A 26,964-nucleotide genomic window follows, 5' to 3' on the forward strand; every position below is an offset into this window, starting at 1 on the left:
CCTGGCTACGGTGTCGCCCCGGCGCCGGGCCTTCGATCGCGCGGCCGGGACGGAGACGAGACGTGACAGAGACGGCCCGCCCCCAGGACGTGCTCGACGCAGCAGCCGCGACGACCCCGCCGCGCACACTGATCGATGTCCTCCGCGACACCGCCCAACGCCACCCCGACGCCTCCGCCCTCGAGGACCCGGCCGGCGCCCTGAGCTATCGGGAGCTGCTGGCCCGCACCGTGCAGCTCGCCGCCGAACTCGCCGCAGCCGGCGTCCGCCAAGGCGACCGCGTCGGCGTCCGGATGCCCAGCGGTTCGCGCGAGCTGTACCTCGCGATCCTGGCCGTCCTCGCCGCCGGAGCCGCCTACGTCCCGGTCGATGCGGACGACCCGGAGGAGCGCGCCCGCCTCGTCTTCGGCGAGGCCGCCGTCCGCGGCGTGATCACCGGCTCCGGACGCTTCGAGCGGAGCGGGACCGAGGAGCCGGCCGCGCGCCTGTTCACCGCGACCGCGCCGCACCCGAGCACCGCGTCGATCCCGCTGCTGCAACCGCCCACGCTCGAGGACGACGCCTGGATCATCTTCACTTCCGGCTCCACCGGCACCCCGAAGGGCGTGGCGGTCAGCCACCGCTCGGCCGCCGCGTTCGTCGACGCCGAGGCCCGCCTGTTCCTGCAGGAGGAGCCGCTCGGCCCCGGCGACCGCGTGCTGGCCGGTCTCTCGGTCGCCTTCGACGCCTCCTGCGAGGAGATGTGGCTCGCCTGGCGACACGGCGCCTGCCTGGTCCCGGCGCCGCGCTCGCTCGTACGCAGCGGCATGGACCTGGGCCCGTGGCTGACCACGCACGGCATCACGGTGGTCTCGACGGTGCCGACGCTCGCCGTGCTCTGGCCCGCGGAGTCACTCGAGAACGTCCGCCTGCTGATCTTCGGCGGCGAGGCTTGCCCTCCCGAACTCGGCGAACGCCTCGCTGTCGAGGGCCGCGAGGTGTGGAACACCTACGGCCCGACCGAGGCCACCGTCGTCGCCTGCGCCGCCCCACTCGGCGGGCCCGCCCCGGTGCGCATCGGTCTGCCGCTGGACGGCTGGCGACTCGCCGTCGTCGACGCGGAGGGACGGCGCGTCGGCGAGGGCGAGGTCGGCGAGCTGATGATCGGCGGAGTCGGGCTCGCCCGCTACCTCGACCCGGTCAAGGACGCCGAGAAGTATGCGCCCGCGCCGCTACTGGGCTGGGAGCGCGCCTACCGCTCCGGCGACCTCGTGCGCTTCGAGAGCGCCGGCCTCGTCTTCCAGGGACGCGCCGACGACCAGGTAAAGCTCGGCGGCCGCAGGATCGAGCTCGGCGAGGTCGAGGCGGCGCTGCAGGGGCTTTCCGGAGTCTCGGGGGCGGCCGCCGCGGTCCGCACCACCGCAGCGGGCAACCAGGTCCTCGTCGGCTACCTCGCCCTGACCGGCGGTCGCGCGCTCGACCGCGACGCCGCGCTGACGCGCCTGCGCGAGGAGCTACCCGCCTCCCTGGTGCCCCTGCTGGCCGTCGTCGACGAGCTGCCGACCCGCGTCTCCGGCAAGGTCGATCGCGCCGCGCTCCCCTGGCCGCTCGCCGACGTCACCGAAGATGCGTCCCTGGACCCCGAGGAGGCCTGGCTCGCCGGGCTCTGGTGCGACGTGCTCGGCGTGCCGGTCGATGAGCGCGCGAACTTCTTCGATCTCGGTGGTGGCTCCCTCGCCGCCGCCCAGCTCGTCGCGCGGATCCGCGAGCGCGACCCCGATTTCACGGTCGCCGACGTCTACGCCCACCCGCGCCTGGCCGCGATGTCCGCCGAGATCCAGAGCCGCGCGACCGGCGCCGCGGAGGTCTCCGCCCACCGGATCACCCCGGTCCCCCTCCGGATGCGCGTGCTACAGACCCTCCTCGGCGCACCGCTGCTCGCGCTCGGTAGCGCCCGCTGGGTCACCGCGATCCTCACCGTCACCGCCGTGCTCAACCTGGTGCCGGGCTTCAGCTGGCTGCCCACCGCCCCGCTCGCCGCCCTGATCCCCGCGTTCGCGCTCTTCCTCACGCCCTTCGGGCGGATGGGGCTCACCGTCCTAGCCGCTCGCACCCTGCTGCGCGGGATTCGCGCGGGCGATCATCCGCGCGGCGGCAGCGTGCACCTGCGGCTGTGGCTGGCCGAGCAGATCGCGTTCCAGCTGAAGGCCGTGAGCCTCGCCGGGGCCCCCTGGGTCGCCTACTACGCCCGCGCGCTCGGCGCCCGGATCGCCGCCGACGTCGACCTGCACTCGCTCCCGCCGCTGACCGGCATGCTCACGCTCGGCCGCGGCGCGGCGATCGAGCCCGAGGTGGATCTCTCCGGCTATTGGATCGACGGCGATGTCCTGCGCGTCGGCGCCGTCCGGGTCGGGGCCGGCAGCACGGTCGGGGCGCGCAGCACGCTGCTCCCCGGCGCTCGGATCGGCAAGCACGCGCAGATCGAGCCCGGCTCGGCCGTCTTCGGGCGGGTGCCGGCCGGGCAGCGCTGGGGCGGCTCCCCCGCCCAGCGGCTCGGCAGGGCCAACGCCGGATTCCCTGCGGAGCGTCCGGCGCGAGGTCCGGCGTGGGTCTGGGCCTACGGAGTATCGGCGGTCGGCCTCGCGGCGATCCCGGTGCTCGCCCTCGCGGCCGGACTCGCGGTCGTTGCCCTGGCTGCACAGCACTCCGCCGACCTCGGCGCCGCGCTCGGGCCGTCCGTCGCGGCGCTCGTCCCCGCCGTCGTCGTCTCCGGAGTCGTCCTCGCCGCGCTCGTGGTCGTCCTCGTGCGCCTGCTCGGTCGGGGCGTCGAGCCGGGCACGCACCCGGTGCGCGGGCGGATCGGCTGGCAGGTGTGGTCGACGGAGCGGCTGCTCGACTCCGCGCGCGTCCTGCTCTTCCCGCTCTACTCCGGCCTGTTCACCCCGGTCTGGCTCCGGCTGCTCGGCGCGAGGGTCGGCCGCGACGTCGAAGCCTCCACCGTGCTGCTCCTGCCCGCGATGACGACCATCCGCGACGGCGCGTTCCTCGCCGACGACACGCTCGTCGCCTCCTACGCCCTCGGCGGCGGGTGGATGCGGCTCGCCCGCGCCGAGATCGGCGAGCGCGCGTTCCTCGGCAACTCCGGCATGGCGGCTCCCGGCCACACCGTGCCCGCCGGCGGACTAGTGGCCGTGCTCTCCTCCGCGCCGCGGAAGGCGAAACCGGGCTCGTCCTGGCTGGGGTCGCCGCCAGTGCGGCTGAGGCGCACCGTCCTCGAGGCGGAGTCGGCGCGCACCTTCCGCCCGGCGCGACGGCTTCGCGCAGCCCGCATCATCTGGGAACTCGGCCGCTTCGTCCCGGTGGTCGTCTCGATCGCGATCGGCCTCGGGGTCGTCGCAGGACTGCTCGCGCTGATCCTGGCGCTCGGCCCGGTCCTCGCCGCGCTCGCCGGCGGCGTGGTGCTCCTGGCCGCCGGTGCCCTCGCCGCGGCCGTCTCCACTGCCGCGAAGTGGCTCCTGATCCAGCGCGTCGAGCCGAGCGAGAAGCCGCTGTGGTGCTCCTTCGTCTGGCGGAGCGAGCTGGCCGACACCTTCACCGAGATGGTCGCCGCACCCTGGTTCGCCCATGCGGCCACAGGGACCCCGGCGCTGGTCTGGTGGCTGCGGAGCCTGGGCGCGCGGATCGGGCGCGGCGTCTGGTGCGAGAGCTACTGGCTCCCCGAAGCCGATCTCATCTCCCTCGGCGACGGCACGACCGTGAATCGGGGCTGCGTCGTACAGACCCACCTGTTCCATGATCGAATCATGAGCATGGATCTCGTGAGCCTCGACGCCGGCGCCACCCTGGGCCCGCACAGCGTGATCCTCCCCGCCGCGCGGATCGCCGAGCACGGCACAGTCGGCCCCGCCTCCCTCGTCATGCGCGGCGAGCTGGTGCCCGCGGGCAGCCGGTGGAGCGGGAACCCGATCGGCCCGTGGCGTGAGGTGCGCGTGGCCGACTACCACGCGCCCATCGCGTGAGCCCCGGCCTGATCGGGCTCGAGACGGCCGGCGACCCGGACGTCCCGGGCATCGGGAACACCGGCTACCGCGTCGAGTCGTACACCCTCGACCTCGACTACCGCGTCGCCTCGAACCGGCTGGCCGGCCGGGCGACGCTGCACGTCCTCGCCCTCCAGCCGCTGCGGCGCTTCTCCCTCGACCTCTCCCGACTCCGCGTCGCCCGGGTGCGGATCGACGGGCGCCGCGCCCGCCATGAGCAGGCACCGCACAAGCTGCGGGTCACCCCGGCCGAACCCCTGGTCGCCGGCGAGCGCATCATCGTCGAGATCGACTACAGCGGCCACCCCGCCCCGCGCGCGAGCCACTGGGGCGAGCTGGGGTGGGAGGAATTGGCGGACGGCGTACTCGTCGCCTCGCAGCCCTCCGGCTCCTCCACCTGGTTTCCCTGCAACGACGATGTCGCAGAGAAGGCGCCCTACCGGCTCCGCGTCACGGCCGAGGAGGGCTACGCCGTGCTCGCGAACGGGGTACTCCTCGACTCGAGCGCTCGCTCGGGCCGCCGCACCTGGCTCTACGAGCAGCGCGAGCCCACAGCCGCGTATCTCGCGTCGGTGCAGATCGGCCGGTACGTGCTCGAGGAGCGGGTACTCGCCGGAGTCGCGGTGACCCTCGCCCGTCCGGCCGCCCTGGCCGCGCGGGTCGCTCACGACTTCGCTCCGCTGGAACGCATGCTCGCCCTTTTCACCCGGCTCTTCGGGCCGTATCCCTTCGCCCGCTACTGTGTCGTCGTCACCGCGGACGAGCTCGAGATCCCGCTCGAAGCGCAGGCGATGGCCGTCTTCGGAGCGAACCACGCCGACGGCGGCGGCGGGTCGGAGCGCCTGATCGCGCACGAACTCGCGCACCAGTGGTTCGGCAACAGCGTCGGTATCGCCCGCTGGCGGCACATCTGGCTCAACGAGGGCTTCGCCTGCTACGCCGAGTGGCTGTGGTCCGAGGAGTCGGGACGCGCTTCCGCGGACGCCTGCGCCCGCCGCCACCACGCGGTGTTGCGGGCTGCGGCGCAGGATCTGGTGCTCGCCGACCCCGGGCCGGTCGCACTGTTCGATGACCGCGTCTACAAACGCGGCGCGCTCACCGTGCACGCGCTGCGGCTCACCGTCGGCGACGAGCCCTTCTTCCGCCTTCTGCGCGCCTGGACCTCCCGCTACGCCTTCGCCGCCGTCACCGATGAGGAGTTCCGCGACCTCTGCACCGAGCTGCTCGGCGACGGGGTGGACGACCTGCTCGACGCCTGGCTCCTCGACGAGGAGCTGCCGCCGCTACCGCCCGCCCGCTGAGACCAGCGAGTCCGCGAGAGCGTCGCCGTGCTCGCGCCGCCAGCCGATGATCGGTCCGGCACCCGTGTCCCCCATCGGCCCCAGGGCGACGCTGACCCGCAGCGCCGGATCGAGCCGCGGTTCGGCCAACCGGAAGCGGACCTCGCCGATCCGCGCCTCTACCGCGTGCCGCGACTCGTGCACATGTACGCGGCGCGGGTCGAGCTCGAGTCCGCGGCCGTCCGCCTTCAGCGCGGCCTCGATCCGGGTCCAGTGCAGGACGGGGTCGGCGGGGCGCATACCGCCCGTCGCGAACGGCGCCCCCGCGATCCGCGTGATGTGCTCGTCGCGCTCCGATGTCCCGAGGGACGGCTCAACGTCGACACCGACCACTCCTGCGCTGCTCGCCGCGACGACCACCGCGCCCGCGCAGTGCGCGATGCTCACCGAGAGCAGCTCCAGCGCGGTCTCCCGCCCCTCCAGGCGAGGCCGGCCGTGCGCTGCTCCGCAGCGCCTACAGCAGGCGACAACCCGCACCTCCGACGCGCGCGTGCCCGTGAGCTCGGCGGCGAGCATCCGCAGCAGCACCCGCCCGAAGACGAACCGCTCAGCCACCGGCGCGGCGACCGTGCTGGCGTAGCGCTCCCGCTCCGGTGCGCTCAGCAGCGGCAGCAGCCGTCGCGCATCCAGGGTCTGCTCATCCAGCGCCAGCCAGCGCAGGTGCACGCCGGGCAGCTCCGCGCCGATCCCCGACTCCCCCATCTTTCTCCCCCCGATCAGCTCGTCAGCGCCAGGTGTCGATCTGCGTGCCGTCGCGGCGGAGCAGCACCGTGTCATCGTCCTCGTCGAGCCCTCGCGCGTCAGCGGGCGTGAGCGTGCGGGGCAGCTCGGGCGTGAGGCGAAGGGCGTCGTGGGCAGTGTCGGGCATGGAGGAACGCTAGTGCGCCCGTGTGACGCCCCGGTGAACGGGCGGTGACGTGCGCCCTACGCGCCTGCACTCCTTGGTTCAGCCTTCCCCTCCTCGGCAGCAGCACGCCGTCCGACGCGATGAGAGCCGTAGCCAACCGAGGTCGGATCGGCCGATCCAGGCCGTTAGGACCCGATCAGCGCTCTCAACCTCGGTTTCGGACGTGTTCAGGCGGAGAAGGCGGCAGGCGGCAAGTCGGTCTCGCCGCCGGCCAGGGCGGCGAGCAGCCGGTCGACGACCGCGTGCGGGGCCAAACCCGCACCGAACCGCGGAGCGTCACCCGCAAGCGGATGCCGCGACAGCTCGGTCTCGATGTGCCCGGGCCGCGCGTCGAGCAGCAGCACGCCGGCCCGCTTATACTCGCGCACCGAGGCCTTCACGAAGGCGTGCAGCGCCGCCTTCGAGGCCGAGTACGCCGCGAGACCGGCGGTCGGCGCCTCCGCCACCACTCCGCTGATGGTCAGCGCGAACGGCTCGCCACCTGTGCCAGCCGACGCGACGAGCGACGGCAGGGCCGCGGTCAGAACGCGGATCGGCGCAAGCGCATTCACCTCGATCAGCTCCTCCAGCACAGCCGGGTCGAGCTCTGCGGAGGGGCCGAACGCCACCACGCCCGCCGCCACGACCACGCCATCGAGGCGTCCGTGCCGCTTCAGCACCTCGGCGATCAGACGGCGCGGCTCGTCCTCTCCGCGCAGGTCGGCGACGAGAGGAGCCTCACCGAGCGCGGAGGAGTCCCGCCCGGAACGCACTGCCACAGCACCGCGCGCTTCCAGCGAGTCGGCCAGCAGACGGCCGAGGCCACCGGAGGCCCCGAGGACGAGGACGACGGCACCCTCGAGACGAGTCATGTGGCGAGCCTAGACGGGTGTGCTGGCGCGGATCGGCACTACCGTCAGTAGCCCCGGCCGCTTACCGTGATGCATATGCCCCGACCGCCGAGCCGTGCCCGACTCCGCTGTCTGCTCGATATCCTCGAGGATCCCGCCCCCGTCAATCCCGGCCACGCCCAGCACCTGCGGGCGCTGCTCCGCGAGGCGCTGGAGTGGATCGCCTGCCACCGGCCGCGCGAATCCGGAGCGTGGAGTGGACCCTCCTCCGGCAAACCCGCGGCCGCGGTCGCTCCCGAGGATCCCGCCGTGACCGACCCCGGCCTCTGACACTCCCGCCCTCCTCGTAGATTCGTTCGCCGGAGGAACGGGGGGGCCGATGGACGAGGGTGCGCCCGCGGGCTGGTACCGCGACCAGAGCGATGCGGCGGTGATGCGCTGGTGGGACGGCAAACGCTTCACCGAGGCGCGGCAGTCCGCGCGGGACGAGGATGCGACACGACAGGACGCCGTCTCGGTCCGCGCGGACGGCCGCGTCCTCGGCTACCTGCCCAACGCCTCCGCCCACCGCGCCGCCCTCGACCGGGTCGTGGCGAGCGAAGCCGTCCCCGTCACCACTGCGCGCCTGCGAGTCGAGCGAGGCGAGGAGGGCCTTCGCGCACAGCACCGGAGAGGTGGTGAAACTGCGCCTGGACGGCGAGCCCGTCGGCGAGCTCTCGCCGACGCTGTCGGCCGATGTCACCCCGACCCTCGGCCATCTCGCCGGCCTCGGCCTCACCGCCGCCGCCTATGCCTCTCTCCGCGGTTCCCCGCTGAAGGTCGAGCCACCCTCCAGGCCGCGAAAGCCGTCAATCTCCCCGACCCCTGGGTGCACGGCCGCACCGTCACCTGGGTGGTCGTCGGCGTCTGCACCCTGGTGGGCTGTCGAGCTGGATCATCGGGGGCGTGCGGAACTGAGCGAGGCTCTCCGGATGGCAACATCGATCGAATCGCATCATCGGCGTTGGTCGGACTCTGTGGTGTCCGCCTCTCACTGGGGGCGTTCGCTCCGGCCGTCGGCGACTACGACATCGCCCCGCACGACCCGGAGGTCGAAGGGGCGGACCCGTGAGAGCAGGTCCGCCATAGCTCCCTCCACCGCCTCGCGACCGAGATTCGAGATCACCCAGATGTCCGAGTCGTCGTCGACCGAGATCCGCTTGGCCCTCGTCCCTGGAGGTAGATCGGATTCTGAGACGACGACTCCCTGATGAGAGACGGCCTCCCTCCCACATTCACTCGCGACGATTCGCACGACTTCCCGTAGAGCACCGGCTGCTGTGTACGGCCCCGCATCGAACTCCGTCCGACCAGAACGGCCGAGCACAGAACGGCTGAGCAGGCGATAGGTCCAGTACTGCGTTTTTCCTCGCAACCGATCGTAACGCCATTCGAGCTGCCGGCCGCGATGACGAGCGGTCCCCGTATTCGTGGTTTTCTCGATGTAATCCTGCCCGAAGCGCGCGAGCAGCTCGTCGTCGAGACGCCGGACCCGAGTGACCGGACCACCCGATTCCATCAGCGCCCGCACCTGCTCGCTGTCGACGTCCTCCAAGGCCGATTCCAGCTGGTCGACCGTGTCGATCCCGCAGCATCGTGCGAGCTCGATTCCGAATTCGATCCCCTTCTCGCTGCCGTCCGTGTCATCGGGGAACCTCGATTCCAGGAACTCGCAGAGCGTCCGGACGTCCAGAGGCGTCGCCGCGGTCTCCCCCAGGCCAGCCGCCGGCTCGATACGGACCTGGTCGTGCCGGCTCTCCTCGTCGACCGACGGCCGCGCGAGAATCCGGTCGATCGCCACGAACGTCTCATCGAGCGCTCGACGAGCGTCGGACGCCGCTCCGAAGAGCTGGTCGATCGTTACTCTGTCCTGCTCGCCGACTGCCTCGTACTGCGCGCCTTTATATCGGCGTGCATGCTCGAATTCGGCCCACGCGTGTCCGGCCACGGTGCGGATCTGGATCTCCAGCCCTCCGAACGTCGTGAAGTAGCGCTCAAGTTCTCCGCCGGAGACGACCCAGTCGGAATCATGGCCGTCGACTTCTCCCGACACGACGATGTGCAGACAGTCGTATCCGCGCAGGTGTGGCAGCTTCTCTTCTTTCTCTTTTCCCGGATTCCGGTCCTCGCCGCTCACGACGGCGAACCGGGAGAGGATCAGTTCACGGGCTCTGTCCCGATCGGTAATGGAGTAGGTGATGATGCGGATCGCAACGATGTCCGTCATTTTCCCCATAGGGTCCGAGTACTTCTTCGCCCGCTGCTTCCGCTGGAAGGACGCTATCGACTTTGCCCGCGCCGAGACGGCGTGCGGCTGGATGCTCGACTCGGCGAGCAATCGCTGCACATAGCCCTCGATCTCCTCCGCCGCGCGGGGAAGCCAGTCCCACTTCGTGAAGTCCACGCTGTCGATACTGCTCATCCTGTCCCCCGTGCTGTCCGCTTTTGGCACTCTCGCCGCGCCTCACGGTACAGGTCGGCCGGTTCTGACCGCGCGAGTAGGCGCTCGCTGCAACGCTCGTCGATCCGATCCGCTTCCGGGGCCGACACGGAGGTGCCCGGCCCGCGTGACGCAACGCCTAGTCGCACCCAACGCCCTCCGGCTGAGGACGGCTTCCCCAATCGGCGACGGCGTGAGCCGGACTCGGGCGATATCGGTGGCTGAGCCGTCGTAGCTTATCGCCGCTGGGCATCGTCGCGAATGAGGTCCTCCTCGAGCGCCGCAAAGACGAACTCGCTCCCCCACGCCCCCGACAGGCGTCGATCGTTCTCGATGAGGGGCGCCTCCTGTCGGAAGCCCAGCCGTCGGCACAGGAGCACCGAACGCTCGTTCTCGGCATCGAGCCGGGCGAACAGCCGATGCGCGCCGTACTCCGAGAAGGCGAGTTCGGCGATCGCCCGCGCGGCCTCGGTGGCATAGCCCTGACCCGCATCCTCGGGATTGAAGACCCAGCCGATCTCGAGCTGCGAGGCCCGATGATCCGACAGGGTGAGAACGACCTCCCCGATGACGCGGCGCTCCCCGTGCACCCGGACCGCGAATACCAGAGTGTCGCCGTCGGCCTCGAGCGCCGTCGTCGCGATGGCCCGCTCGATGCCCACCGCGCAGGCGTCCCGGCTCAGCGGCTCGCGGTAGAGGTAGCGGGCGACGTCCTCGCGCGACTGGTACGCGAGACGATCGTCGAGATCGCCGTGGTCGAAGCGCGTAATGTCGAGATGTCGAGTGGTGAGGATCAGCGGCACCGTGAACTCCATGCGGTCAGTCTCCCCTCCCCTACTGTCGCCCTCCCAGGGACGCCGACGAGCTTGCTCACCGGAGTGCTCGGATCACCGATCGTGACGGACGCCGACAGCTGCGTCAGTTCCCCGGCCGGCCCACTCTCGGTGTCGTCGGCGCCCCGCCGCTCCCGCTTGCACGACCACGCCCGGCTCGCTGAACCGCGTGACCGCCGCGAGCCGATCGCGGCCCGACTCACACGTTGAAGCGGAACTCCACCACATCCCCGTCCTGCATCACGTAGTCCTTGCCCTCGATACGGGCCTTGCCCTTCGCCCGCGCCTCCGCGATCGACCCCGTCTCGACGAGGTCATCGAACGAGATGACCTCGGCCTTGATGAAGCCCTTCTGGAAGTCGGTGTGGATGACGCCCGCGGCCTGAGGGGCGGTCCAGCCCTTCCCGATGGTCCAGGCTCGGGTCTCCTTCGGGCCGGCCGTGAGGTAGGTCTGCAGGCCGAGGGTGTCGAAGCCGATGCGGGCGAGCTGGTTCAGACCCGACTCCGTCTGGCCGGTCGATTCGAGCATCTCGGCGGCGTCGGCCTCGTCGAGGTCGATCAGCTCGGACTCGATCTTGGCGTCGAGGAAGATTGCCTGCGCGGGGGCGACGAGGGCCGAGAGCTCGGCCTTGCGCGCGTCGTCCGTCAGCACGGCCTCATCGACGTTGAAAACGTAGATGAAGGGCTTGGCGGTCAGCAGGCCCAGCTCGCGGATCGGCTCGAAATCGAGCGTGGACGCCGAGAGCGGCTTGCCGGAGTCGAGGAACTCGCGCGCCTTCTTCGCGGTCTCGACCACGATCGGCTCGATCTTCTTGCCCTTGAGTTCCTTCTCGTAGCGGGCCTCGGCCTTCTCGAGCGTCTGGAGGTCGGCGAGGACGAGCTCGGTGTTGATGGTCTCCATGTCGCTCGCGGCGTCGACCTTGCCGTCGACGTGGACGACGTCCGAATCCTCGAAGCCGCGGATAACCTGCGCGATGGCGTCGGCCTCGCGGATATTCGCGAGGAACTTATTGCCCAGGCCCTCGCCCTCGGACGCGCCGCGCACAATGCCGGCGATATCGACGAAGGAGACGGGCGCGGGGAGGATGCGCTCGGAGCCGAAAATCCCGGCCAGCACCTCGAGGCGCGGGTCGGGCAGGTTCACGACGCCGACGTTCGGCTCGATCGTCGCGAATGGGTAGTTCGCCGCGAGCACCGTGTTCTTGGTCAGCGCGTTGAAAAGCGTCGATTTGCCGACGTTGGGGAGTCCGACGATTGCGATAGTGAGAGCCACGGGCATCCATCCTACGGCGTGGCAGCGGGCGGGCCGGGGTGTGCGGAAGCGATGGGACGGGAGACGCCCGGCGCTGACCCGCGCGGGCCGGAAGGGATCGCCGCACCCCGTGCCGCGTGCCGCTCAGGACCGCGTCGGAGGTGCGTGAGAGGCTGGAGCGTGCCCATCGACTTCACCGCCATCGACTTCGAGACCGCCAACTCGCACGGAGCCTCCGCCTGCTCCGTCGGGCTCGTGAAGGTCCGCGACGGCCGCGTCGTCGATCGGGCCGGCTGGCTGATCCGCCCTCCGGTGGGCTTCGACGACTTCCTCGAGTGGAACACGCGGATTCACGGCATCCGCAAGCACGACGTGCACGCGGCCGCGACCTGGGTCGAGCAGTTCGCCGACCTGACGGCCTTCGCGGGCGAGGACGTGTTCGTCGCGCACAACGCCGGCTTCGACATGAGCGTCATCCGTGCGGCCTGCGCGGCCACCGCCCTCAAGCACCCCGAGTACGACTACCTCTGCTCGCTCCAGCTCGCCCGCAAGACCTATGAACTCGACTCCTACCGCCTCCCCGTCGTCGCGATGGCCGCGGGTTTCGAGGACTTCCGACACCATGACGCATCAGCAGACGCGGAAGCGTGCGCCGCGATCGTCGTGCACGCGGCACGACGGCACGGCGCCGCGAGCATGGCCGAGCTGGGCGAGCTAGCGGGCGTCTCGGTGAAGCGTCTGCTCCCCAAGGCTCCCGTCGCCGCCTGAATCGGTACCGCCGGAGTCGCCGCCGGAGTCGGTGCCGCCTGAGCCCTGTCAGCCGCACGGTCCGCGGCGCCCGCGAGTCGGCCGCCAGGATGTCATCGACGGAGCCCCCCGAGCAGGAACGAGGCCAGCACCGGAATGACGACGACCGCACCGCCCCGCCGGCGTCGGACGCCGGTCGGGGGCGGTGCGGTCCAGATCATTGGTCCACGCTAGTGGCGGTGCGGTCGCGATCAGCCGCAGGGCGTGAGCCGCGCGACCTCCTCCGAGAGAGTGGTCGGACCGCCCAGAAGGACGACCCGCTTCGCTCCGGACGTCGCGATATCCGTCAGGACCGCGCGAGGCACGCAGGTCGGCGGCACGGCGAACAGCGGGCTCGTTGAGTAGCCCGCCGCCGTGGCTCCGGCGAGCGCATCGGGGAAGTTCTCGCCCGTCGCCAGGAACACCGTCTTTGCGCTCGAGAAGGCGGCGCGGTTCAGCTGCTCCGAGGTGTCGTAGCGGTCGACGCCGCCGATCCGCGTGATCGTCGGCCCCGACAGGGAACTCTTGATCCCGTCGCTCACCGAGAGCGCGCTGCCCGCGATGGTCAGATTCTGGACCTTGAGGCCCGACACGATGGCCCGCGTGGTCGAGTCGGCACTACCGAGACCGCCGTTCACGAGGATGACGGGCGCGTCGACGGAGCCGGCCGCTGCGCTCGCACCGAGCGCGTCGGGGAACTTCTCACCGGTGGCGAGCCAGGCCCGCGCCGAACCTCCCGAGAACGCGTACTGGATGATCTGCTTCGACGTGTCGTAGCGGTCCTGGCCGCCGATGCGCTGCACCTGGGGGGAGAAGGATCGCAGCTGGTTCAGGAGGCCGTCGGCGACGCTCAGGGAGGAGCCGACGACCACGATCTTCGCGGGTTTGAGCCGGGCGAGCTCGTCGCGGACGGGCTGCGACATCGAGTCGCGGTCGACCAGGAGGAGCGGTCCGCCCTGCTTGGCGGCGGCGGGGGCGGCGCTCAGCGCATCGGGGAAGTTCGCGCCGGTCGCGACGTAGACGACGGGGACATTGGCGCCAAAGACCGCCTTCGAGATCTCGACGGCGGTGCCCTGGCGATCAGTGCCGGCGAGGCGCGTGACGTCGATTCCCGCGGACGTGCTCACGCTGGAGCAGCCGAGGTCCTTCGCGCCCGGACCTCGGGAGTCTCCCGAGCCCACCCACCGGTTCCAGTCGACGGAGTCGGCCGCGACGCACACCCGGTAGGTGCCCGGCGCAGAGGCCGGCGTCGTCGCTCCGAAGCCGTGGGCGCGGCCTGCGGCCGGGTAGTCGCCCGGGATGTCCCCGCGGTCGCCGTTCGCAGTCTGCGTGCGGACGGTGCGACTGCCGTCCGGGGCGATGACGGTGACCGTCGTCCTCAGTGCGGCCTGCTGCGTGGTCGGGTCGACCGCCCAGCCGGACACGCTGAGGGTACTGCCCGAAATGCGCGGCGCATCGACGCGGCCGGCGGGCGCGATCCCGGCGTTCGCCAGGGTCCCATTCGGGTTCCAGTCGCTGAAGAGATACCAGAAGTTGATGTTGCCGTAGGTCGCACAGTTCGCGTCACCGGAGTTGGTGAGCGCGTAAGCGTTGGGCTGGTACGGCGTGTAGTAGTAGAGGTCGGCCGTCGCCTGGTTGCGGATGGTCACCGGCGAGGAGCCGCACGCGGTGCTCGGGGTGTACTGGATGTACGGCGTCGTACCCGGAGCGAAGGCGGTGAAGTTGGAGCCCGAGCCGGGCGGGTTGGCGTAGCGCTTAAACTGGCGGGCCGCGCTGTGGACCTGCGTGAAGAAACCGGCGGAGCCGGGGTCGCAGGCCGAGGTGTCCGGACAGTTGTACCCGGTCGCCTTGGCATAGTCGGCGGGGCTGGGATTCGTGGTGGTGACGAGGCTCCGCTCCTTCTGCACGAGGACGACGAGCGTCAGCGGGTTGATCCCGCAGGCCGCTCCGACGCGCGTGAAGATCGAGGCCGACGACTCGCTCCCCGAGCCCTGGTAGGCACTGCACATCGCATCCGCCGCCTTCGACGGGGTCGCCTGCGAGAAGTCCTTAAGGCAGGGCATGCCGGCGTCGGTCGCGCACCGGCTGCCCTTCTCGTTCAGGAGCGACTGCACCTGCCCGATGTTCAGCGCATCACCGTCGAAGAACTGTGCGTCGCTGATGATGAAGCCGGCGCGGAAGCTCCTCGTCTCCGAGGCGTCGTACTGCCTCGACTGGTCCGGGAGGCCGTGGTCGGCGCGATCCAGCGCCGGATCGAGGGAGCCGGTCTCGACCGAGACGCTCGATGGCGCGTCCTCGGCTGCGAAGGCGACGGTGAGCGGGACGACGGCGGTGCCGAGCCCAACGGCGAAGGCGAGCGCGGCAGTGAGCAGGCGCGACGAGCGATGGTGGTTCCCCATGATCGCGGAGTCTACGAGGCCGTGGGGCGACCTCGTGTCCTTCTTTTGGGGGGCATGGCGCGTCGATTCGAGGATGTCGGAGGTGCGTGGTGTCATCGGCGGCATGGATGTCTCCTTCGCTCTCGGTCTGGTGGTCGGCGCGCTCCTCGCGGGAGTCGTCGCCGCACTCCTCGCCCGCTCCCGCACACCCGACGCCGCCCTCGCCCTCGACCTCGCGACCACCCGCGCCCGCGCCGAGGGGCTGGAGGAGCGCCACGAGGCCGTCGTCGAGCAGCACCGTGAGCATCTCGGATCCGCGCGCGATCAGATCCGCGAGCTGCAGGAGCAGCTGCGCGTCGTTGCCGAGCGCGAGCGGCACGACGCGCGCATCCTGCAGACCCTCTCCCCCGTCGCCGAGAGCCTGCGCGGCATGCAGGAGGCGGTGGGCCGGCTCGAGCGCGAGCGCGCCGCCCAGTTCGGCGCGATCACCGAGCAGCTGGAGGGCCAGCGGGCGGCGGGCGAGCAGCTCCGCTCGACCACCGAGACCCTCGCCACCGCGCTGCGCTCGACCACCAGCCGCGGCGCGTGGGGTGAGACCCAGCTCCGCAATGTCGTCGAGGCCGCAGGGCTCACGCAGCGGGTCGACTTCGACGTGCAGTTCGGGCTCGAAGGAGAAGCAGGTCGCGGCCGGGCCGACATGGTGGTGCGCCTCCCCGGTGGCAAGGCGATCGCGGTCGACGCCAAAGTCCCGTTCGATGCGTACCTCGAGGCCAGCGCGATCCCCGCCGGGGCCGTCGGTGAGGAGGAGGCTCGACGCGCGGCGCTCCTGCGCGCCCACGTTCGCGCGCTCCGCGGCCATGTGGACGCGCTCGCCGCCCGCTCCTACTGGACGGGACTTGCGGCGAGTCCCGAGTTCGTCATCGCATTCGTGCCCAGCGAGCCGCTGCTCGCCAGCGCGCTCGATGCCGACCCGAGCCTGCTTGAGTATGCGTTCCGCAAGCGCGTGGCGCTCGCCTCGCCGGTCACCCTCTGGTCCGTACTCAAGACCGTCGCCTACACCTGGCAGCAAGACGTGCTCACCGACGACGCGAAACGTCTGCTCGACCTCGGCAAGACCCTCTATGCGCGGCTCGGCACGCTCGCCGACCACGCCGAGGGCCTGCGCCGCTCGCTCGAGAAGACGGTGGACTCCTACAACGCCTTCGCCGGCTCACTCGAGAGTCGCGTGCTCGTCACCGCACGCCAGTTCGACTCCCTCGACGAGTCGAGGGTCATCGCCCCGGTCGCCGGCGTCACCTCCTCCCCGCGCCGCCTGACCGCGGTCGAGCTGCTCACGGACGAGACGGATGGGGAACGGAACTCGTAAGAAGGCGGGGCCGGCCGAGCGGCGGGGCTCAGACCCACTTCTCCGCGAGGTGCTGGGCGGTGACACGGCGGATGGTGCCCGAACGCGAGCGCAGGACGATCGACTCCGTCGTGATGACGTGACCCTCCTTGCGTACGCCCTTCACGAGCCCGCCGTTCGTCACGCCGGTCGCGACGAAGTAGGTGTTGTCGCTGCGGACCAGGTCGTTCGCGTGCAGCACTCGGTCGAGGTCGTGGCCGGCGTCGATGGCGCGCTGGCGTTCGTCGTCGTCCTTCGGGCGCAGGATCCCCTGAATGACCCCTCCTAGAGCACGGATGGCGCACGCCGTGATGATTCCCTCGGGCGTGCCTCCGGTACCGACGCACATGTCCAGCCGCGAGTCATGGCGGGCCGCGTTGATGCCACCCGCGACATCGCCGTCGAGCAGTAGCCGGGTTCCGGCTCCGGCCGCGCGGATGTCCTCGATGAGCTGAGCGTGACGGGGACGATCCAGCACCGCGATCCGCATCTCCTCCACAGGCTTGCGCTTGGCGCGGGCGAGCGCACGGATGTTCTCGCCGATCGGGCGTTGAATGTCGATAATGCCGACGCCCTCGGGCCCGGTGACGATCTTCTCCATGTAGAACACAGCGGAGGGGTCGAACATCGCGCCGCGGTCGGCGACCGCGATCATCGAGAGCGCGTTCTGACGCCCGGCGGCAGTCAGCGAGGTGCCGTCGATCGGGTCGACCGCGATGTCAGCGGCGGGCCCCGAGCCGTTGCCGACGTGCTCACCGTTGAAGAGCATGGGCGCGTTGTCCTTCTCGCCCTCACCGATCACGACGACGCCGTCGAAGTTCACTGTCCCGAGGAAGGTGCGCATCGCATCGACGGCAGCACCGTCGGCGGCGTTCTTATCACCCTTGCCGATGAACGGTACGGCGCGGATCGCGGCGGCCTCGGTAGCACGGACGAGCTCCATGCCGAGGTTGCGGTCGGGGTGGAGGTAGAGCGAGTCGTTGTCAGTCGGGTCGTGATCAGTCACTGAGCGGAGTCCTTCGTCGTCGAGTTCGTGCACGTCGTCGCAGGACCCGCGGAGCGGATCCCCATCCCACGGGAAGCCTAGTCCAGGGCCTCTCCGCCGCAGGAGGGAGTGCGCAGGGGCGGCTCGCTAGACTCGTCCGCGACGCGGGCCTCGCCCGACCCCCTTCGTTCATCCGTCAAAGGAGATGCCATGCCCGTCGCTACCCCGGACCAGTACGCAGAGATGCTCGACAAGGCGAAGGCGGGCGGCTTCGCCTACCCGGCGTTCAACGTCTCCTCGTCGCAGACCATCAACGCGGTCCTCCAGGGCCTCACCGAGTCGGGCTCGGACGGCATCATCCAGGTGACGACCGGAGGCGCGGACTACTTCGCCGGTCATACCGTGAAGAACCGCGCGGCCGGCGCGATCGCCTTTGCGAAGTTCGCGACCGAGGTCGCCAAAAACTATCCGGTCACGGTCGCTCTGCACACCGACCACTGCCCGCAGAACGCGCTCGAGGGCTTCGTCTACCCGCTGATCGCCGCCTCCGAGGAGGAGGTCAAGGCCGGTCGCGAGCCGCTGTTCCAGTCGCACATGTGGGACGGCTCCGCGGTCCCGCTCGACGAGAACCTCGCCATCGCGAAGGAGATCCTCCCCCGGGTGAAGAACATCAACGCGATCCTCGAGGTCGAGATCGGCGTCGTCGGCGGCGAGGAGGACGGCGTCTCGCACGACATCAATGAGCACCTCTACACGACCCTCGACGACGCGATCGCGACCGTCGAGGCGCTCGGCTTCGGCGAGCAGGGCCGTTACATGGCCGCCCTCACCTTCGGCAACGTGCACGGCGTCTACAAGCCCGGCAACGTGCGCCTGCGCCCGGAGCTGCTCCGCGAGATCCAGGACGGCCTGCAGCAGAAGTACGGCACCGACACGCTCCCGCTCGACCTCGTCTTCCACGGCGGATCGGGCTCGACCGACGAAGAGATCGCCGAGGCGGTCCGCAACGGCGTCGTGAAGATGAACATCGACACCGATACGCAGTATGCGTTCAGCCGCTCGATCGCGGACACCGTGCTGAAGAACTACGACGGCTTCCTTAAGGTCGACGGCGAGGTCGGTAACAAGAAGGTCTACGACCCGCGCTCCTGGGGTAAGATCGCCGAGACCGCGATGGCCGCACGCGTCGCCGAGGCCACCCGCCAGCTCGGCTCGGCCGGGAACTCCGGGAAGTAGGGCTCCGCTTCGTGACGAACGCACACGATCAGCCGGGCGCCGGACGTCCGGAGCCGCAGTACGGCGAGTACGCGCCGCCCGGCTGGTCGTGGCAGCCGCCGGAGGACGCAGTTCTCGTCCCGGATCCGCGTGGCTCCGAGACCGATCCGCGCCCCTCGACCGCAGCGGCCGCGACAACCGTCGCGCACCCCGTCGACCGCCTGCTCACGATCGTGCTGCTCGCGCTCGGCGTGTTCTTCGCGGTACCGAGGCTGCTCGATCCGTCGAGCTTCGCGACAACACTGCAGGAGTTCTATCGCACCCAGGGCATCGGCACGTACGCGTCGCCCGAGTTCGCGCGTATCCTCGGCGTCGTCGTGGCGCTCGCCCAGTCGCTGATCGTCGCCTTCGCAGTGTGGATCTCGATCCGACGGCTCCGCGCCGGCAAGCGCGCCGTGCTCGTGCCGATTCTCGGCATCGCGGCGACCGTGCTGCTCTCCCTGATCATCGCCGCGATCGCCATCCTGGGCGATCCGACGTTCGCGGAGTACGTCACCCGCATGACGAGCTCGCAGAGCGGCGCGTCGACTGCTGCCTGACCACCAGAGGCGACCGCTCGCGGGCTCCGACGCCGATCGTTGTCGCGTCCTCGTGGCGACGCTCCCTCTGCGACGGCTGAGGGGCCGGTCATTACTGTCGTGGTGGCCGTCGACGCCACTCCTGTGGATGGCGACCCGACTGAACGGCGACCACTAAAGGAAAGCAGACACACCCTATGGAGGTTTAGCGGATACTGTACTGACCTGGACAGGAGCGCAACCATGACCGCAGACCTTCCCCCAGCAGTACGCGCCTCAGCGGTCGAGATCGGCGCCGACCTCGCCGGATGGCGGAAGATCCTCGGGTTGACCGCGGAACAGGTCGCGGACCGCGCGGGGGTGACCCGAGTGACCCTCCGCAAAGTGGAACACGGCGACTCGACCGTCGGCTTCCACGTCCTCCTCCGCGTCGCCCGCGCTCTCGGCGTTCTCGAAACCCTCACCGCTGCACTCGATCCCCTGAAGACCGATCTGGGACGCGCGCGCGCTGACCTCCTCCTGCGAAAGCGCGTCCGATGACCGCACACGACTCACTCGAGGTCCATGTCGAGATCGACGGCGCCACTGTGCTCGCAGGCCGAGCGCAGTTTCATCGCGGCCGCGGATCCCTCACGTCGACGACCTTCCAGTACGAGCCCGACTACCTCGCTCTGCCACACTCTTACGCGCTCGACCCGCGGCTCGACCTCTTCGTTGGCACTCAGCAGACCCCCGGAGTGCCGGGTGCCTTCGCCGACTCCGCCCCCGATCGCTGGGGCCGCACCCTGATCATGAAGCGCGAGCGTGCGCTAGCCCGGCAAGAGTCGCGGACGCCTCGCGCTCTCGACGACGTCGACTTCCTCACGGGAGTCGCCGACACGACGAGGCAGGGCGCCCTCCGATTCCGTGGTTCTCACCAGGCGGCCTTCCTGAATCCGGACGACGGCGTACCGCGACTGCTCCAACTGCCTGCGCTGCTGCGCGCCGCCGAAGCCGTCACCGGCGACGAGGACGAATTCGAGTCGGTGACGCTGCTCCTTGACGCAGGCACTGGTTCTCTCGGTGGGGCTCGACCGAAAGCCTCCGTCCGCGACGACAACGGCGATCTTCTGATGGCGAAGTTCCCGCATTCCGGTGATCAGTGGGACGTCATGCTCTGGGAGGGGACGGCACTCGACCTCGCTTTTTCGGCGGGAGTGCGCGTTCCCGAGCATCGGCTTATCCGAGTAGACGGACGCCGCCTCCTCCTCCTTCGACGTTTCGACCGCCGCTCACGGCGAGGGGGCAGAAGCGACCGAGTGGGTTACCTGAGCGCTATGGCCCTCCTTGAGCGGCGGGACGGAGACGGAGGCGACTACCTCGACCTGGCCGAGCGGATACCGGAGACCAGCATCCGCGCGAGCGATGACGCACGTCAGCTGTTCCGTCGAGCCGCCGTCAACGTCGGCCTGAACAACACGGACGATCATCTCCGGAATCACGGTTTCGTGCGGGAGGGACCCGGATGGACGCTCAGCCCGGCATTCGATATCAACCCCGAACCCGAGCCGGCCAGGAGGCAGACGTCGATCGCAGGAGCGGACAACGGAGCGGATCAGGCGGAGGGTCTGGTCGTCCTGGCGGAACAGTGCCGACTCGCTCCCGGTGAATTCCGGGCAGAACTGCTCGCAGTGGTGGGAGCTCTCTCCGACTGGCAGGACGTCGCACGGTCGAACGGCGCGCGTCCGGGCGAGATCACACGCTTCGAGGAGTCGTTCGAGACGGGTCTCCGGACGCTGCGGGAGGCGGCGCGTTAGGCGCCGGCTCCCGCGCTGATCCGGCCGCCGACCCCACGGGCGTCGCGCTTGCCGGCAACGTCCTTCCGCAGCTCCTTGGGGAGCGAGAACATCAGGTCCTCCTCGGCAGTCTTGACCTCCTCGACCTCGCCGTAGCCGGCGGCGGCCAGGTCGTCGAGGACCTCCTGCACGAGCAGCTCGGGCACCGAGGCGCCGCTGGTGACGCCGACGGTGCGGATGCCCTCGAGCCACTCCTGCTTGATCTCGCTCGCGTAGTCGACCCGGTAGGCCGCCTTCGCGCCGTACTCGAGGGCGACCTCGACCAGGCGGACGGAGTTGGAAGAGTTGGCGGAGCCGACGACGATGACCAGCTCGGCGCCCGCAGCGACCTTCTTGATCGCGACCTGGCGGTTCTGGGTGGCGTAGCAGATGTCGTCGCTCGGCGGGTCCTGGAGGTTGGGGAAGCGCTCGCGGAGGCGACGCACCGTCTCCATTGTCTCGTCGACCGACAGCGTGGTCTGCGAGAGCCAGACCACCTTGTCCGGGTCCTTCACCACGATATTCGGCACGTCGTCTGGGCTGCCCACGAGGGTGACGTGATCGGGCGCCTCGCCCGCGGTACCCTCGACCTCCTCGTGGCCTTCGTGGCCGATCAGGAGGATCTCGAAGTCGTCGCGCGCGAACCGGACGGCCTCGCGGTGCACCTTGGTCACGAGCGGGCAGGTCGCGTCGATTGCCTGGAGATTGCGGTCAGCCGCGCCCTGGACGACCGCCGGCGAGACTCCGTGCGCACTGAAGACGACGTGCGAGCCCTCGGGTACCTCGTCGACCTCGTCGACGAAGATCGCCCCCTGGCTCTCGAGCGTCGAGACGACGTGCAGGTTGTGCACGATCTGCTTGCGGACGTAGACGGGGGCCCCGTAGTGCTCGATGGCCTTCTCGACCGCGACGACCGCGCGGTCGACGCCGGCGCAGTATCCGCGGGGGGCGGCGAGGAGGACGCGCTTCGCTCCGTCGACGGGGACGTCACGCAGAGGCCCTGTGGCGCGGGGCATGCGCGGCATGGGCAGGCTGATCGGGACGTGACTCACCCCCCGATCTTACGTGCTGTATCCCGTGCCCGGGGGGGTCCCCGTGTCGGAGGCATCCCGTACCGTGGTCAGCGCGGGAGGGCACTTCCGCTCCCCCGTCCCACCGAGCAGAGGCAGCGATGACCGACGCCCCACCCACCGCCGACGCCCCCTGGCCGGTCGGCCTGCTCGCCAGCAAGATCAAGGGCTGGATCGAGCGGCTCGGCACCGCCTGGGTCGAGGGCGAGATCACCCAGTGGGGGGTCTCGGGCGGCAACGTCTACGGCAAGCTGAAAGACCTTTCCGGCGACGCGACAATCGGATTCACGGTCTGGTCGTCGGTGCGGAGCCGGCTCCCGGCCGACCTCAAGCAGGGCGACCGCGTCATCGCGCTCGTGAAGCCCAACTACTGGGTCAAGGGCGGCACGCTCTCGATGCAGGTGTTCGAGATGCGCCACGTCGGCCTCGGCGACCTGCTCGAGGCACTCGAGCGGCTGCGTCGCCAGCTCGCGTCGGAGGGATTGTTCGATGCGTCCCGGAAAAAGCCGCTGCCGTTCCTCCCCCACGGAGTCGGCCTGATCACCGGTAAGGACTCGGACGCCGAGAAGGACGTGCTGCGGAACGCGCAGCTGCGCTGGCCCGCCGTGCGCTTCCGGGTCGTCCACTCCGCGGTGCAGGGCGATCGGACGGTGCCCGAGGTGCTCGCGGCCCTGCGGACCCTCGACGCCGATGAGAACATCGACGTGATCGTGATCGCGCGCGGCGGCGGCGACTTCCAGAACCTCCTCGGCTTCAGCGACGAGGCCCTCGTGCGCGCGGTCGCCGCCTGCTCCACTGCGGTCGTCAGCGCCATCGGCCACGAGGCCGACCGCCCACTCCTCGACGAGGTCGCCGATCTGCGCGCCTCCACGCCCACCGACGCGGCCAAGCGGGTCGTGCCCGACGTCTCCGACGAGCTGCTGCGGGTGCAACAGGCGCGACTGCGGATGACCGGCCGGGTGAGCGGGCTGGTCTCGCACGAGATCGACCGGCTCTCGCAGCTGCGCTCGCGCCCTGTCCTCGCGCAGCCGCGGGTGCTGGTGGATCGCCACGCCGAGGAGCTGACCCGCTGGGTCGCGCGCGGCGCTGAACTGGTCGAGCGCCGCCTCGAGCGCGCGCACCTCGAGGTCGAGCGCCTCCACGGTCACCTGCGTGCCCTCTCCCCCCAGCACACCCTCGACCGCGGCTACGCGATCGTGCACAACGCGGCCGGTCATGTCGTCCGCGTGCCCGGGGATGCTCCCGCGGGCGGCGCGCTCGTCCTCACACTCGCGGAGGGAGCCGTCGGCGCACGTTCCGAGGGCCCCGTCGGCGATCCGGCAGGCCGCTGCTGAGCACGCCGAGCCCCGCCTCATCCCTCAGCCCCGGTCGATAGGATCACCCCCATGCCCGACTCCCCCGACGCCCCGGCGACCGACTCCGACGTCTCGGGATTCTCGTACGAGCAGGCGCGTGACGAGCTCGTCCGTGTCGTCTCCGAACTGGAGCAGGGCAGCTCCACGCTCGAGCGCTCGCTCGCCCTGTGGGAGCGCGGCGAATCCCTCGCCGCCCGCTGCGAGGAGTGGCTGAGGGGAGCACGCGCCCGGCTGGACGCGGCCCGCTCGGGAGGGGCGAGCGCCGGATGAGCCGCAGCAAGCCCGCACGGGTCGTCGCCGAGCTCGGACGTCCGGAGACCGCCGCGGAGACCGCCGCCCGCAAGGCCGAGAATTCCCGCCTCTACCGCCAGCGCAAGACGGTCAACAATCTCGTCTTCTCGCTGCTCGCCACCGTCGGCGCCGTGGCACTGATCGTGTTGCTCGTCCCCCGGGGCGACACCGTCGACTTCTCCTCGGTTGATGTCCCGCGCGTCGCCGCGCAGGTCCAGCTCGGCGAGCAGCAGACGCTGGCCGTACCCAGCCTGCCCGAGGGCTGGAAGGCCAACGCGGCTGAGCTCCGGCGCGAGAACGGCACCGACTACTGGTACGTCGGCCTGATCACCCCCAAGGCGGGCTACATCGGCCTGAGCCAAGGGCTCGGCGCGGACCCGGCCTGGGTCGCGACTCAGCTGGACCGCCGGGCGGCGACGGGGGTCGAGACGATCGGGGGTCGCGACTGGACCGTCTACGACCACCGCGACTCCGGCGCCGACACCGGCAACACGCCCTACGCACTCGCGACGACGGAGGGCTCCAGCACCTACCTCGTCTACGGCACGGCCCCGACGGACGAGATCCGCCGGGTCGTCGACGCCATCGCCCCGCAGATCGGCCAGGAGGAGTCCCGATGAGCCTCGGCACCACCAGCACTGTCCCCCGCGAGTCGCGCCCGCCGGCGTGGGTCTGGAAGGAAATGCTCCGGGGCAATCAGCGCTTCGTCGCGGGCGAACCACGCCACCCCCGCCAGGACGTCGAGCGCCGAACCGAGCTCGCCGCCGCTCAGGCTCCGCTCGCCGCGCTCTTCGGTTGCAGCGACTCCCGCCTCGCGGCCGAGATCATCTTCGACCTAGGCCTCGGTGACCTCTTCGTCGTCCGCAACGCCGGCCAGGTGATCGCCGACTCCATCATCGGCTCGCTCGAGTACGGGGTGGCCGTCCTCGGTGTGAAAGTACTGCTCGTGCTCGGGCACGACGAGTGCGGAGCGGTCCGCGCGGCGATCCAGTCGCAAGCGCCCGGAGCCGAGCGGCTCCCGCCGCACATCGAGCACCTGATCGAGCCGATCATCCCCGCCGTCCGCCGACAGGTGGGCGTGCAGCCGGACGGCCGCGTGCTCGTCGACCCGTCGGCGATCGACGCGCTGGCCGTCGGCCGCGAGCACCTGCGCGACACCGTCGGCGAGCTGCTCCAGCGCTCCCCGCTCATCGCGGACGCGGTCGCCACCGGGGAACTCGCCCTGGTCGGCGCCAATTACCGGCTCTCGGACGGCACCGTCATATCCGACGTCGTGCTCGGGATCGAGCCGCCCGAGCTCAGCCCCTATCTCTCCGAGCTGGAGCGCGACTCCAGCTCGACCCCCTCCGCCGCTCCGAGCCCGGTGGGATCGGATCCCGCATGAGCGGCTCCGGACAGCACAGCAGCAACCGACCAGATAAGGACGAACACAGCGTGGTGGATCACTCCCCGACCGACGACTCCGGCGACTTCCGGATCGAGCACGACACGATGGGCGAGGTGCGGGTCCCGCGCGACGCCCTCTACGCCGCGCAGACCCAGCGGGCGGTCGAGAACTTCCCGATCTCGGGTGCGGGCCTCGAGCCGGCGCAGATCGCGGCCCTCGCCCGCATCAAGAAGGCCGCGGCGCTCGCGAACGCCGAGCTGGGCGTCCTCGACTCCGACGTCGCGACTGCCATCGCGGACGCGGCCGACCTCGTCGTCGGCGGCGGCTACGAGGCGCACTTCCCGATCGACGTCTACCAGACCGGCTCGGGCACCTCCTCGAACATGAACATGAACGAGGTCCTCAGCTCGCTCGCGACCACGGCTCTCGGCCGCACCGTGCATCCGAACGACCACGTCAACGCCTCGCAGTCCTCCAACGACGTCTTCCCCACCTCCGTGCACGTCGCCGTCACCGGCGCGCTGATCGAATCGCTGATCCCCTCGCTCGAGCAGCTCGCCGAGTCGCTCGAGGTCAAGGCGGAGCAGTGGGCCGAGGTCGTCAAGGCCGGTCGCACGCACCTGATGGACGCCACCCCGGTGACGCTCGGGCAGGAGTTCGGTGGCTACGCTGCGCAGATCCGCCTCGGTATCGAGCGTGTGCAGTCGGCGCTCCCCCGCGTCGCCGAAGTTCCGCTCGGCGGCACCGCGGTCGGCACCGGGATCAACACCCCCGCCGGTTTCCCGCAGAAGGTCATCGCGCGTCTCGCGGAGGAGACGGGGCTGCCCGTCACCGAGGCCCGCAACCACTTCGAGGCCCAGGGGGCGCGCGACTCGCTGGTCGAGGCCTCCGGCGCGCTGCGGGTGCTCGCGGTGAGTCTGACGAAGATCAACAACGATCTGCGCTGGATGGGCTCCGGACCGAACACCGGGCTCGGCGAGCTGCGGATCCCTGATCTGCAGCCCGGCTCCTCGATCATGCCCGGCAAGGTGAATCCGGTGATCCCGGAGGCGGTCCTCATGGTGTGCGCGCGCGTGATCGGCAACGACGCCACGATCGCCTGGGCCGGCGCGTCGGGTGCCTTCGAACTGAACGTGGCGATCCCGGTGATGGGCACGGCGCTGCTGGAGTCGATCCGACTGCTCTCGAACTCGGCAGTTGTGCTCGCCGACAAGACCGTCGACGGCCTCGAGGCCGACGTCGAGCACGCGCGGGCCCTCGCCGAGTCCTCGCCCTCGATCGTCACTCCGCTGAACAAGGTGATCGGCTACGAGGCCGCGGCCAAGGTCGCGAAGAACTCAGTCGCCAAGGGCATCACGGTCCGCGAGTCGGTCGTCGACCTCGGCTTCATCGAGCGCGGCGAGGTGACGCAGGAGCAGCTCGACAGCGCCCTCGACGTCATGTCGATGACGCACCCCGGCTGAGCCCGGCCCCCTGATGGCCCGTCCCTGCGCTCCCGGCGGGACGGGCCATCAGAGCATCAGCCAGAACGCCGCGAGCTGGAACGGGCCGAACGCGACGTGTCCGCGGCCTCGTAATGCGAGCACCCACACTCCGGCCAGCACGAAGGCGAGGGCCGGTGCTGCGGCGACCCGGTGAGGTCCGAGGGCGGCGAGCGGAGGCGCGAGCGCCGCTCCGAGCTTCACGTCACCGAGGCCGAGCCCTCCCCCCGCGTGCAGGGCGCCGAGGCCCAGTGCCGTCGCGAGGAGGGCAATGAGCGTCTCCGGCGTCGGCGCGAGCGCGGCTTCCGTGGCCAACAACGGCAGAGTGATCGCGTTCGGGAGACGCCTCCCGCGCACGTCCGCCAGCACCAGCGGCACGCTCACGAGCGCCACCGGGACGAGGCCGGGCACCTCCCCGAGGCGCGGTGCCGCGATCACGAGCAGCAGGGCGGCGCCGAGCAGGACGGCCGCGCGGTCGAGCAGGGGTCCGCGGATCATCCGCCGAGACTAGAACGCACTGCCATCCGCTCGTCACCGTTCTCCACAGGGCCCGCCGGCGATGGCCCTAGGGAGGGAATCG

General features: G+C 70.6%; 25 protein-coding genes. 15 read left to right on the forward strand and 10 right to left on the reverse strand.

Going from position 1 to position 26,964, the window contains the following annotated elements:
* The first annotated feature begins 62 nt into the window (after positions 1-62).
* Entirely contained in the window at positions 63-3,998 is a 3,936-nt protein-coding gene (locus C1O28_RS08620) for a Pls/PosA family non-ribosomal peptide synthetase (protein WP_181025717.1), read from the forward strand.
* On the forward strand, positions 3,995-5,320 hold the full coding sequence (locus tag C1O28_RS08625) for a M1 family metallopeptidase (protein ID WP_243392008.1): 1,326 nt from the start codon (positions 3,995-3,997) through the stop codon (positions 5,318-5,320). Before C1O28_RS08620 ends, C1O28_RS08625 begins: the two co-directional genes overlap by 4 nt.
* On the opposite strand, the gene C1O28_RS08630 is transcribed toward C1O28_RS08625, so the two are convergent.
* From C1O28_RS08630 to C1O28_RS08635, 3 genes are all read right to left on the reverse strand, one after another.
* Positions 5,303-6,061, reverse strand: a complete 759-nt coding sequence (locus C1O28_RS08630; protein WP_097165604.1) for a 4'-phosphopantetheinyl transferase family protein — start codon at positions 6,059-6,061, stop codon at positions 5,303-5,305. The genes C1O28_RS08625 and C1O28_RS08630 overlap by 18 nt on opposite strands.
* A gap of 22 nt (positions 6,062-6,083) precedes the next feature.
* The gene (locus C1O28_RS15140; RefSeq protein WP_160487474.1) at positions 6,084-6,227 is read right to left on the reverse strand and encodes a hypothetical protein; all 144 of its coding nucleotides are present in this window, start codon (positions 6,225-6,227) and stop codon (positions 6,084-6,086) included.
* Positions 6,228-6,433: 206 nt separating this feature from the next.
* On the reverse strand, positions 6,434-7,117 hold the full coding sequence (locus C1O28_RS08635; RefSeq protein WP_097165603.1) for an SDR family NAD(P)-dependent oxidoreductase: 684 nt from the start codon (positions 7,115-7,117) through the stop codon (positions 6,434-6,436).
* A 75-nt stretch (positions 7,118-7,192) separates the two neighbouring features.
* On the opposite strand from C1O28_RS08635, the gene C1O28_RS08640 reads away from it, so the two are divergent.
* Together C1O28_RS08640 and C1O28_RS16110 are read left to right on the forward strand one after the other, a co-directional pair.
* Complete coding sequence (locus tag C1O28_RS08640; RefSeq protein WP_104248428.1) at positions 7,193-7,426, forward strand: hypothetical protein; 234 nt, start codon at positions 7,193-7,195, stop codon at positions 7,424-7,426.
* 49 nt (positions 7,427-7,475) lie between these two features.
* Positions 7,476-8,207 carry a DUF2510 domain-containing protein gene (locus tag C1O28_RS16110; protein ID WP_097165601.1) on the forward strand — a complete coding sequence of 244 codons (732 nt, stop codon included), beginning with the start codon at positions 7,476-7,478 and terminating at the stop codon, positions 8,205-8,207.
* Here C1O28_RS16110 and C1O28_RS08650 read toward each other — a convergent pair.
* The 3 genes from C1O28_RS08650 to ychF form a co-directional block, all read right to left on the reverse strand.
* Entirely contained in the window at positions 8,127-9,557 is a 1,431-nt protein-coding gene (locus tag C1O28_RS08650) for a GTP pyrophosphokinase (protein ID WP_097165600.1), read from the reverse strand. The two genes, C1O28_RS16110 and C1O28_RS08650, sit on opposite strands and share 81 nt — an antisense overlap.
* 254 nt (positions 9,558-9,811) lie before the next feature.
* Positions 9,812-10,390 (reverse strand): GNAT family N-acetyltransferase, encoded by a 579-nt coding sequence (locus tag C1O28_RS08655; protein WP_097165599.1) that lies wholly within the window; start codon positions 10,388-10,390, stop codon positions 9,812-9,814.
* A gap of 217 nt (positions 10,391-10,607) precedes the next feature.
* Positions 10,608-11,681, reverse strand: coding sequence for a redox-regulated ATPase YchF (gene ychF / locus C1O28_RS08660; protein WP_097165598.1), 1,074 nt, complete (start codon positions 11,679-11,681; stop codon positions 10,608-10,610).
* A gap of 159 nt (positions 11,682-11,840) precedes the next feature.
* Here ychF and C1O28_RS08665 point away from each other — a divergent pair, with 159 nt between their 5' ends.
* Positions 11,841-12,428: an exonuclease domain-containing protein gene (locus tag C1O28_RS08665; protein ID WP_097165597.1), complete on the forward strand. Its 588-nt coding sequence runs from the start codon at positions 11,841-11,843 to the stop codon at positions 12,426-12,428.
* A 230-nt stretch (positions 12,429-12,658) separates the two neighbouring features.
* Here C1O28_RS08665 and C1O28_RS08670 read toward each other — a convergent pair whose 3' ends face one another.
* Positions 12,659-14,845, reverse strand: coding sequence for a cell wall-binding repeat-containing protein (locus C1O28_RS08670; RefSeq protein ID WP_145260595.1), 2,187 nt, complete (start codon positions 14,843-14,845; stop codon positions 12,659-12,661).
* On the opposite strand from C1O28_RS08670, the gene C1O28_RS08675 reads away from it, so the two are divergent.
* Positions 14,844-16,190 (forward strand): DNA recombination protein RmuC, encoded by a 1,347-nt coding sequence (locus tag C1O28_RS08675; RefSeq protein ID WP_244210513.1) that lies wholly within the window; start codon positions 14,844-14,846, stop codon positions 16,188-16,190. The genes C1O28_RS08670 and C1O28_RS08675 overlap by 2 nt on opposite strands.
* A 28-nt stretch (positions 16,191-16,218) precedes the next feature.
* On the opposite strand, the gene glpX is transcribed toward C1O28_RS08675, so the two are convergent.
* Positions 16,219-17,151 (reverse strand): class II fructose-bisphosphatase, encoded by a 933-nt coding sequence (gene glpX, locus C1O28_RS08680; protein ID WP_097165697.1) that lies wholly within the window; start codon positions 17,149-17,151, stop codon positions 16,219-16,221.
* A gap of 252 nt (positions 17,152-17,403) precedes the next feature.
* Here glpX and fbaA point away from each other — a divergent pair, with 252 nt between their 5' ends.
* The 4 genes from fbaA to C1O28_RS08700 all read left to right on the forward strand — a co-directional run bounded on the left by fbaA (position 17,404) and on the right by C1O28_RS08700 (position 20,782).
* Positions 17,404-18,429 carry a class II fructose-bisphosphate aldolase gene (fbaA, locus tag C1O28_RS08685; protein WP_097165594.1) on the forward strand — a complete coding sequence of 342 codons (1,026 nt, stop codon included), beginning with the start codon at positions 17,404-17,406 and terminating at the stop codon, positions 18,427-18,429.
* 11 nt (positions 18,430-18,440) lie between these two features.
* Positions 18,441-19,007, forward strand: coding sequence for a DUF6264 family protein (locus tag C1O28_RS08690; protein WP_097165593.1), 567 nt, complete (start codon positions 18,441-18,443; stop codon positions 19,005-19,007).
* Between the two features lie 222 nt (positions 19,008-19,229).
* The gene (locus C1O28_RS08695; protein WP_097165592.1) at positions 19,230-19,526 is read left to right on the forward strand and encodes a helix-turn-helix domain-containing protein; all 297 of its coding nucleotides are present in this window, start codon (positions 19,230-19,232) and stop codon (positions 19,524-19,526) included.
* On the forward strand, positions 19,523-20,782 hold the full coding sequence (locus C1O28_RS08700) for a type II toxin-antitoxin system HipA family toxin (RefSeq protein WP_097165591.1): 1,260 nt from the start codon (positions 19,523-19,525) through the stop codon (positions 20,780-20,782). The genes C1O28_RS08695 and C1O28_RS08700 overlap by 4 nt, the downstream gene beginning before the upstream one ends.
* Here C1O28_RS08700 and C1O28_RS08705 read toward each other — a convergent pair.
* Complete coding sequence (locus C1O28_RS08705; RefSeq protein WP_097165590.1) at positions 20,779-21,825, reverse strand: 4-hydroxy-3-methylbut-2-enyl diphosphate reductase; 1,047 nt, start codon at positions 21,823-21,825, stop codon at positions 20,779-20,781. The genes C1O28_RS08700 and C1O28_RS08705 overlap by 4 nt on opposite strands.
* Before the next feature lie 146 nt (positions 21,826-21,971).
* On the opposite strand from C1O28_RS08705, the gene xseA reads away from it, so the two are divergent.
* Genes xseA through C1O28_RS08730 form a run of 5 tightly spaced genes read left to right on the forward strand, consistent with a single transcriptional unit; the run spans position 21,972 to position 26,366 of the window.
* A complete protein-coding gene (xseA, locus tag C1O28_RS08710; RefSeq protein ID WP_097165589.1) occupies positions 21,972-23,204 on the forward strand; it encodes an exodeoxyribonuclease VII large subunit in 1,233 nt (410 codons plus the stop codon).
* 51 nt (positions 23,205-23,255) lie between these two features.
* Positions 23,256-23,495: an exodeoxyribonuclease VII small subunit gene (locus C1O28_RS08715; protein WP_097165588.1), complete on the forward strand. Its 240-nt coding sequence runs from the start codon at positions 23,256-23,258 to the stop codon at positions 23,493-23,495.
* On the forward strand, positions 23,492-24,136 hold the full coding sequence (locus tag C1O28_RS08720; RefSeq protein ID WP_097165587.1) for a DUF4245 domain-containing protein: 645 nt from the start codon (positions 23,492-23,494) through the stop codon (positions 24,134-24,136). Before C1O28_RS08715 ends, C1O28_RS08720 begins: the two co-directional genes overlap by 4 nt.
* Complete coding sequence (locus C1O28_RS08725; protein ID WP_202129276.1) at positions 24,133-24,900, forward strand: carbonic anhydrase; 768 nt, start codon at positions 24,133-24,135, stop codon at positions 24,898-24,900. Before C1O28_RS08720 ends, C1O28_RS08725 begins: the two co-directional genes overlap by 4 nt.
* A gap of 50 nt (positions 24,901-24,950) precedes the next feature.
* Complete coding sequence (locus C1O28_RS08730) at positions 24,951-26,366, forward strand: class II fumarate hydratase (protein ID WP_104318550.1); 1,416 nt, start codon at positions 24,951-24,953, stop codon at positions 26,364-26,366.
* A gap of 48 nt (positions 26,367-26,414) precedes the next feature.
* On the opposite strand, the gene C1O28_RS08735 is transcribed toward C1O28_RS08730, so the two are convergent.
* Positions 26,415-26,882 carry a prepilin peptidase gene (locus C1O28_RS08735; protein WP_097165585.1) on the reverse strand — a complete coding sequence of 156 codons (468 nt, stop codon included), beginning with the start codon at positions 26,880-26,882 and terminating at the stop codon, positions 26,415-26,417.
* Positions 26,883-26,964 lie beyond the last annotated feature (82 nt).

This window comes from Rathayibacter rathayi, assembly GCF_004011095.1.
Taxonomy (GTDB): Bacteria; Actinomycetota; Actinomycetes; order Actinomycetales; family Microbacteriaceae; genus Rathayibacter; species Rathayibacter rathayi.

Coding starts and splice junctions, on each gene's coding strand:
- C1O28_RS08720 (WP_097165587.1), top strand. CDS start 23,492: ATGAGCCGCAGCAAGCCCGCACGGGTCGTCGCCGAGCTCGGACGTCCG.
- fbaA (WP_097165594.1), top strand. CDS start 17,404: ATGCCCGTCGCTACCCCGGACCAGTACGCAGAGATGCTCGACAAGGCG.
- C1O28_RS08705 (WP_097165590.1), bottom strand. CDS start 21,825: ATGCCGCGCATGCCCCGCGCCACAGGGCCTCTGCGTGACGTCCCCGTC.
- C1O28_RS08715 (WP_097165588.1), top strand. CDS start 23,256: ATGCCCGACTCCCCCGACGCCCCGGCGACCGACTCCGACGTCTCGGGA.
- C1O28_RS08695 (WP_097165592.1), top strand. CDS start 19,230: ATGACCGCAGACCTTCCCCCAGCAGTACGCGCCTCAGCGGTCGAGATC.
- C1O28_RS08630 (WP_097165604.1), bottom strand. CDS start 6,061: ATGGGGGAGTCGGGGATCGGCGCGGAGCTGCCCGGCGTGCACCTGCGC.
- C1O28_RS15140 (WP_160487474.1), bottom strand. CDS start 6,227: ATGCCCGACACTGCCCACGACGCCCTTCGCCTCACGCCCGAGCTGCCC.
- C1O28_RS08655 (WP_097165599.1), bottom strand. CDS start 10,390: ATGGAGTTCACGGTGCCGCTGATCCTCACCACTCGACATCTCGACATT.
- C1O28_RS08640 (WP_104248428.1), top strand. CDS start 7,193: ATGCCCCGACCGCCGAGCCGTGCCCGACTCCGCTGTCTGCTCGATATC.
- C1O28_RS08675 (WP_244210513.1), top strand. CDS start 14,844: ATGATCGCGGAGTCTACGAGGCCGTGGGGCGACCTCGTGTCCTTCTTT.
- C1O28_RS08735 (WP_097165585.1), bottom strand. CDS start 26,882: ATGATCCGCGGACCCCTGCTCGACCGCGCGGCCGTCCTGCTCGGCGCC.
- xseA (WP_097165589.1), top strand. CDS start 21,972: ATGACCGACGCCCCACCCACCGCCGACGCCCCCTGGCCGGTCGGCCTG.
- C1O28_RS08700 (WP_097165591.1), top strand. CDS start 19,523: ATGACCGCACACGACTCACTCGAGGTCCATGTCGAGATCGACGGCGCC.
- C1O28_RS08650 (WP_097165600.1), bottom strand. CDS start 9,557: ATGAGCAGTATCGACAGCGTGGACTTCACGAAGTGGGACTGGCTTCCC.
- C1O28_RS08670 (WP_145260595.1), bottom strand. CDS start 14,845: ATGGGGAACCACCATCGCTCGTCGCGCCTGCTCACTGCCGCGCTCGCC.
- C1O28_RS08725 (WP_202129276.1), top strand. CDS start 24,133: ATGAGCCTCGGCACCACCAGCACTGTCCCCCGCGAGTCGCGCCCGCCG.
- C1O28_RS16110 (WP_097165601.1), top strand. CDS start 7,476: ATGGACGAGGGTGCGCCCGCGGGCTGGTACCGCGACCAGAGCGATGCG.
- C1O28_RS08635 (WP_097165603.1), bottom strand. CDS start 7,117: ATGACTCGTCTCGAGGGTGCCGTCGTCCTCGTCCTCGGGGCCTCCGGT.
- glpX (WP_097165697.1), bottom strand. CDS start 17,151: ATGGAGCTCGTCCGTGCTACCGAGGCCGCCGCGATCCGCGCCGTACCG.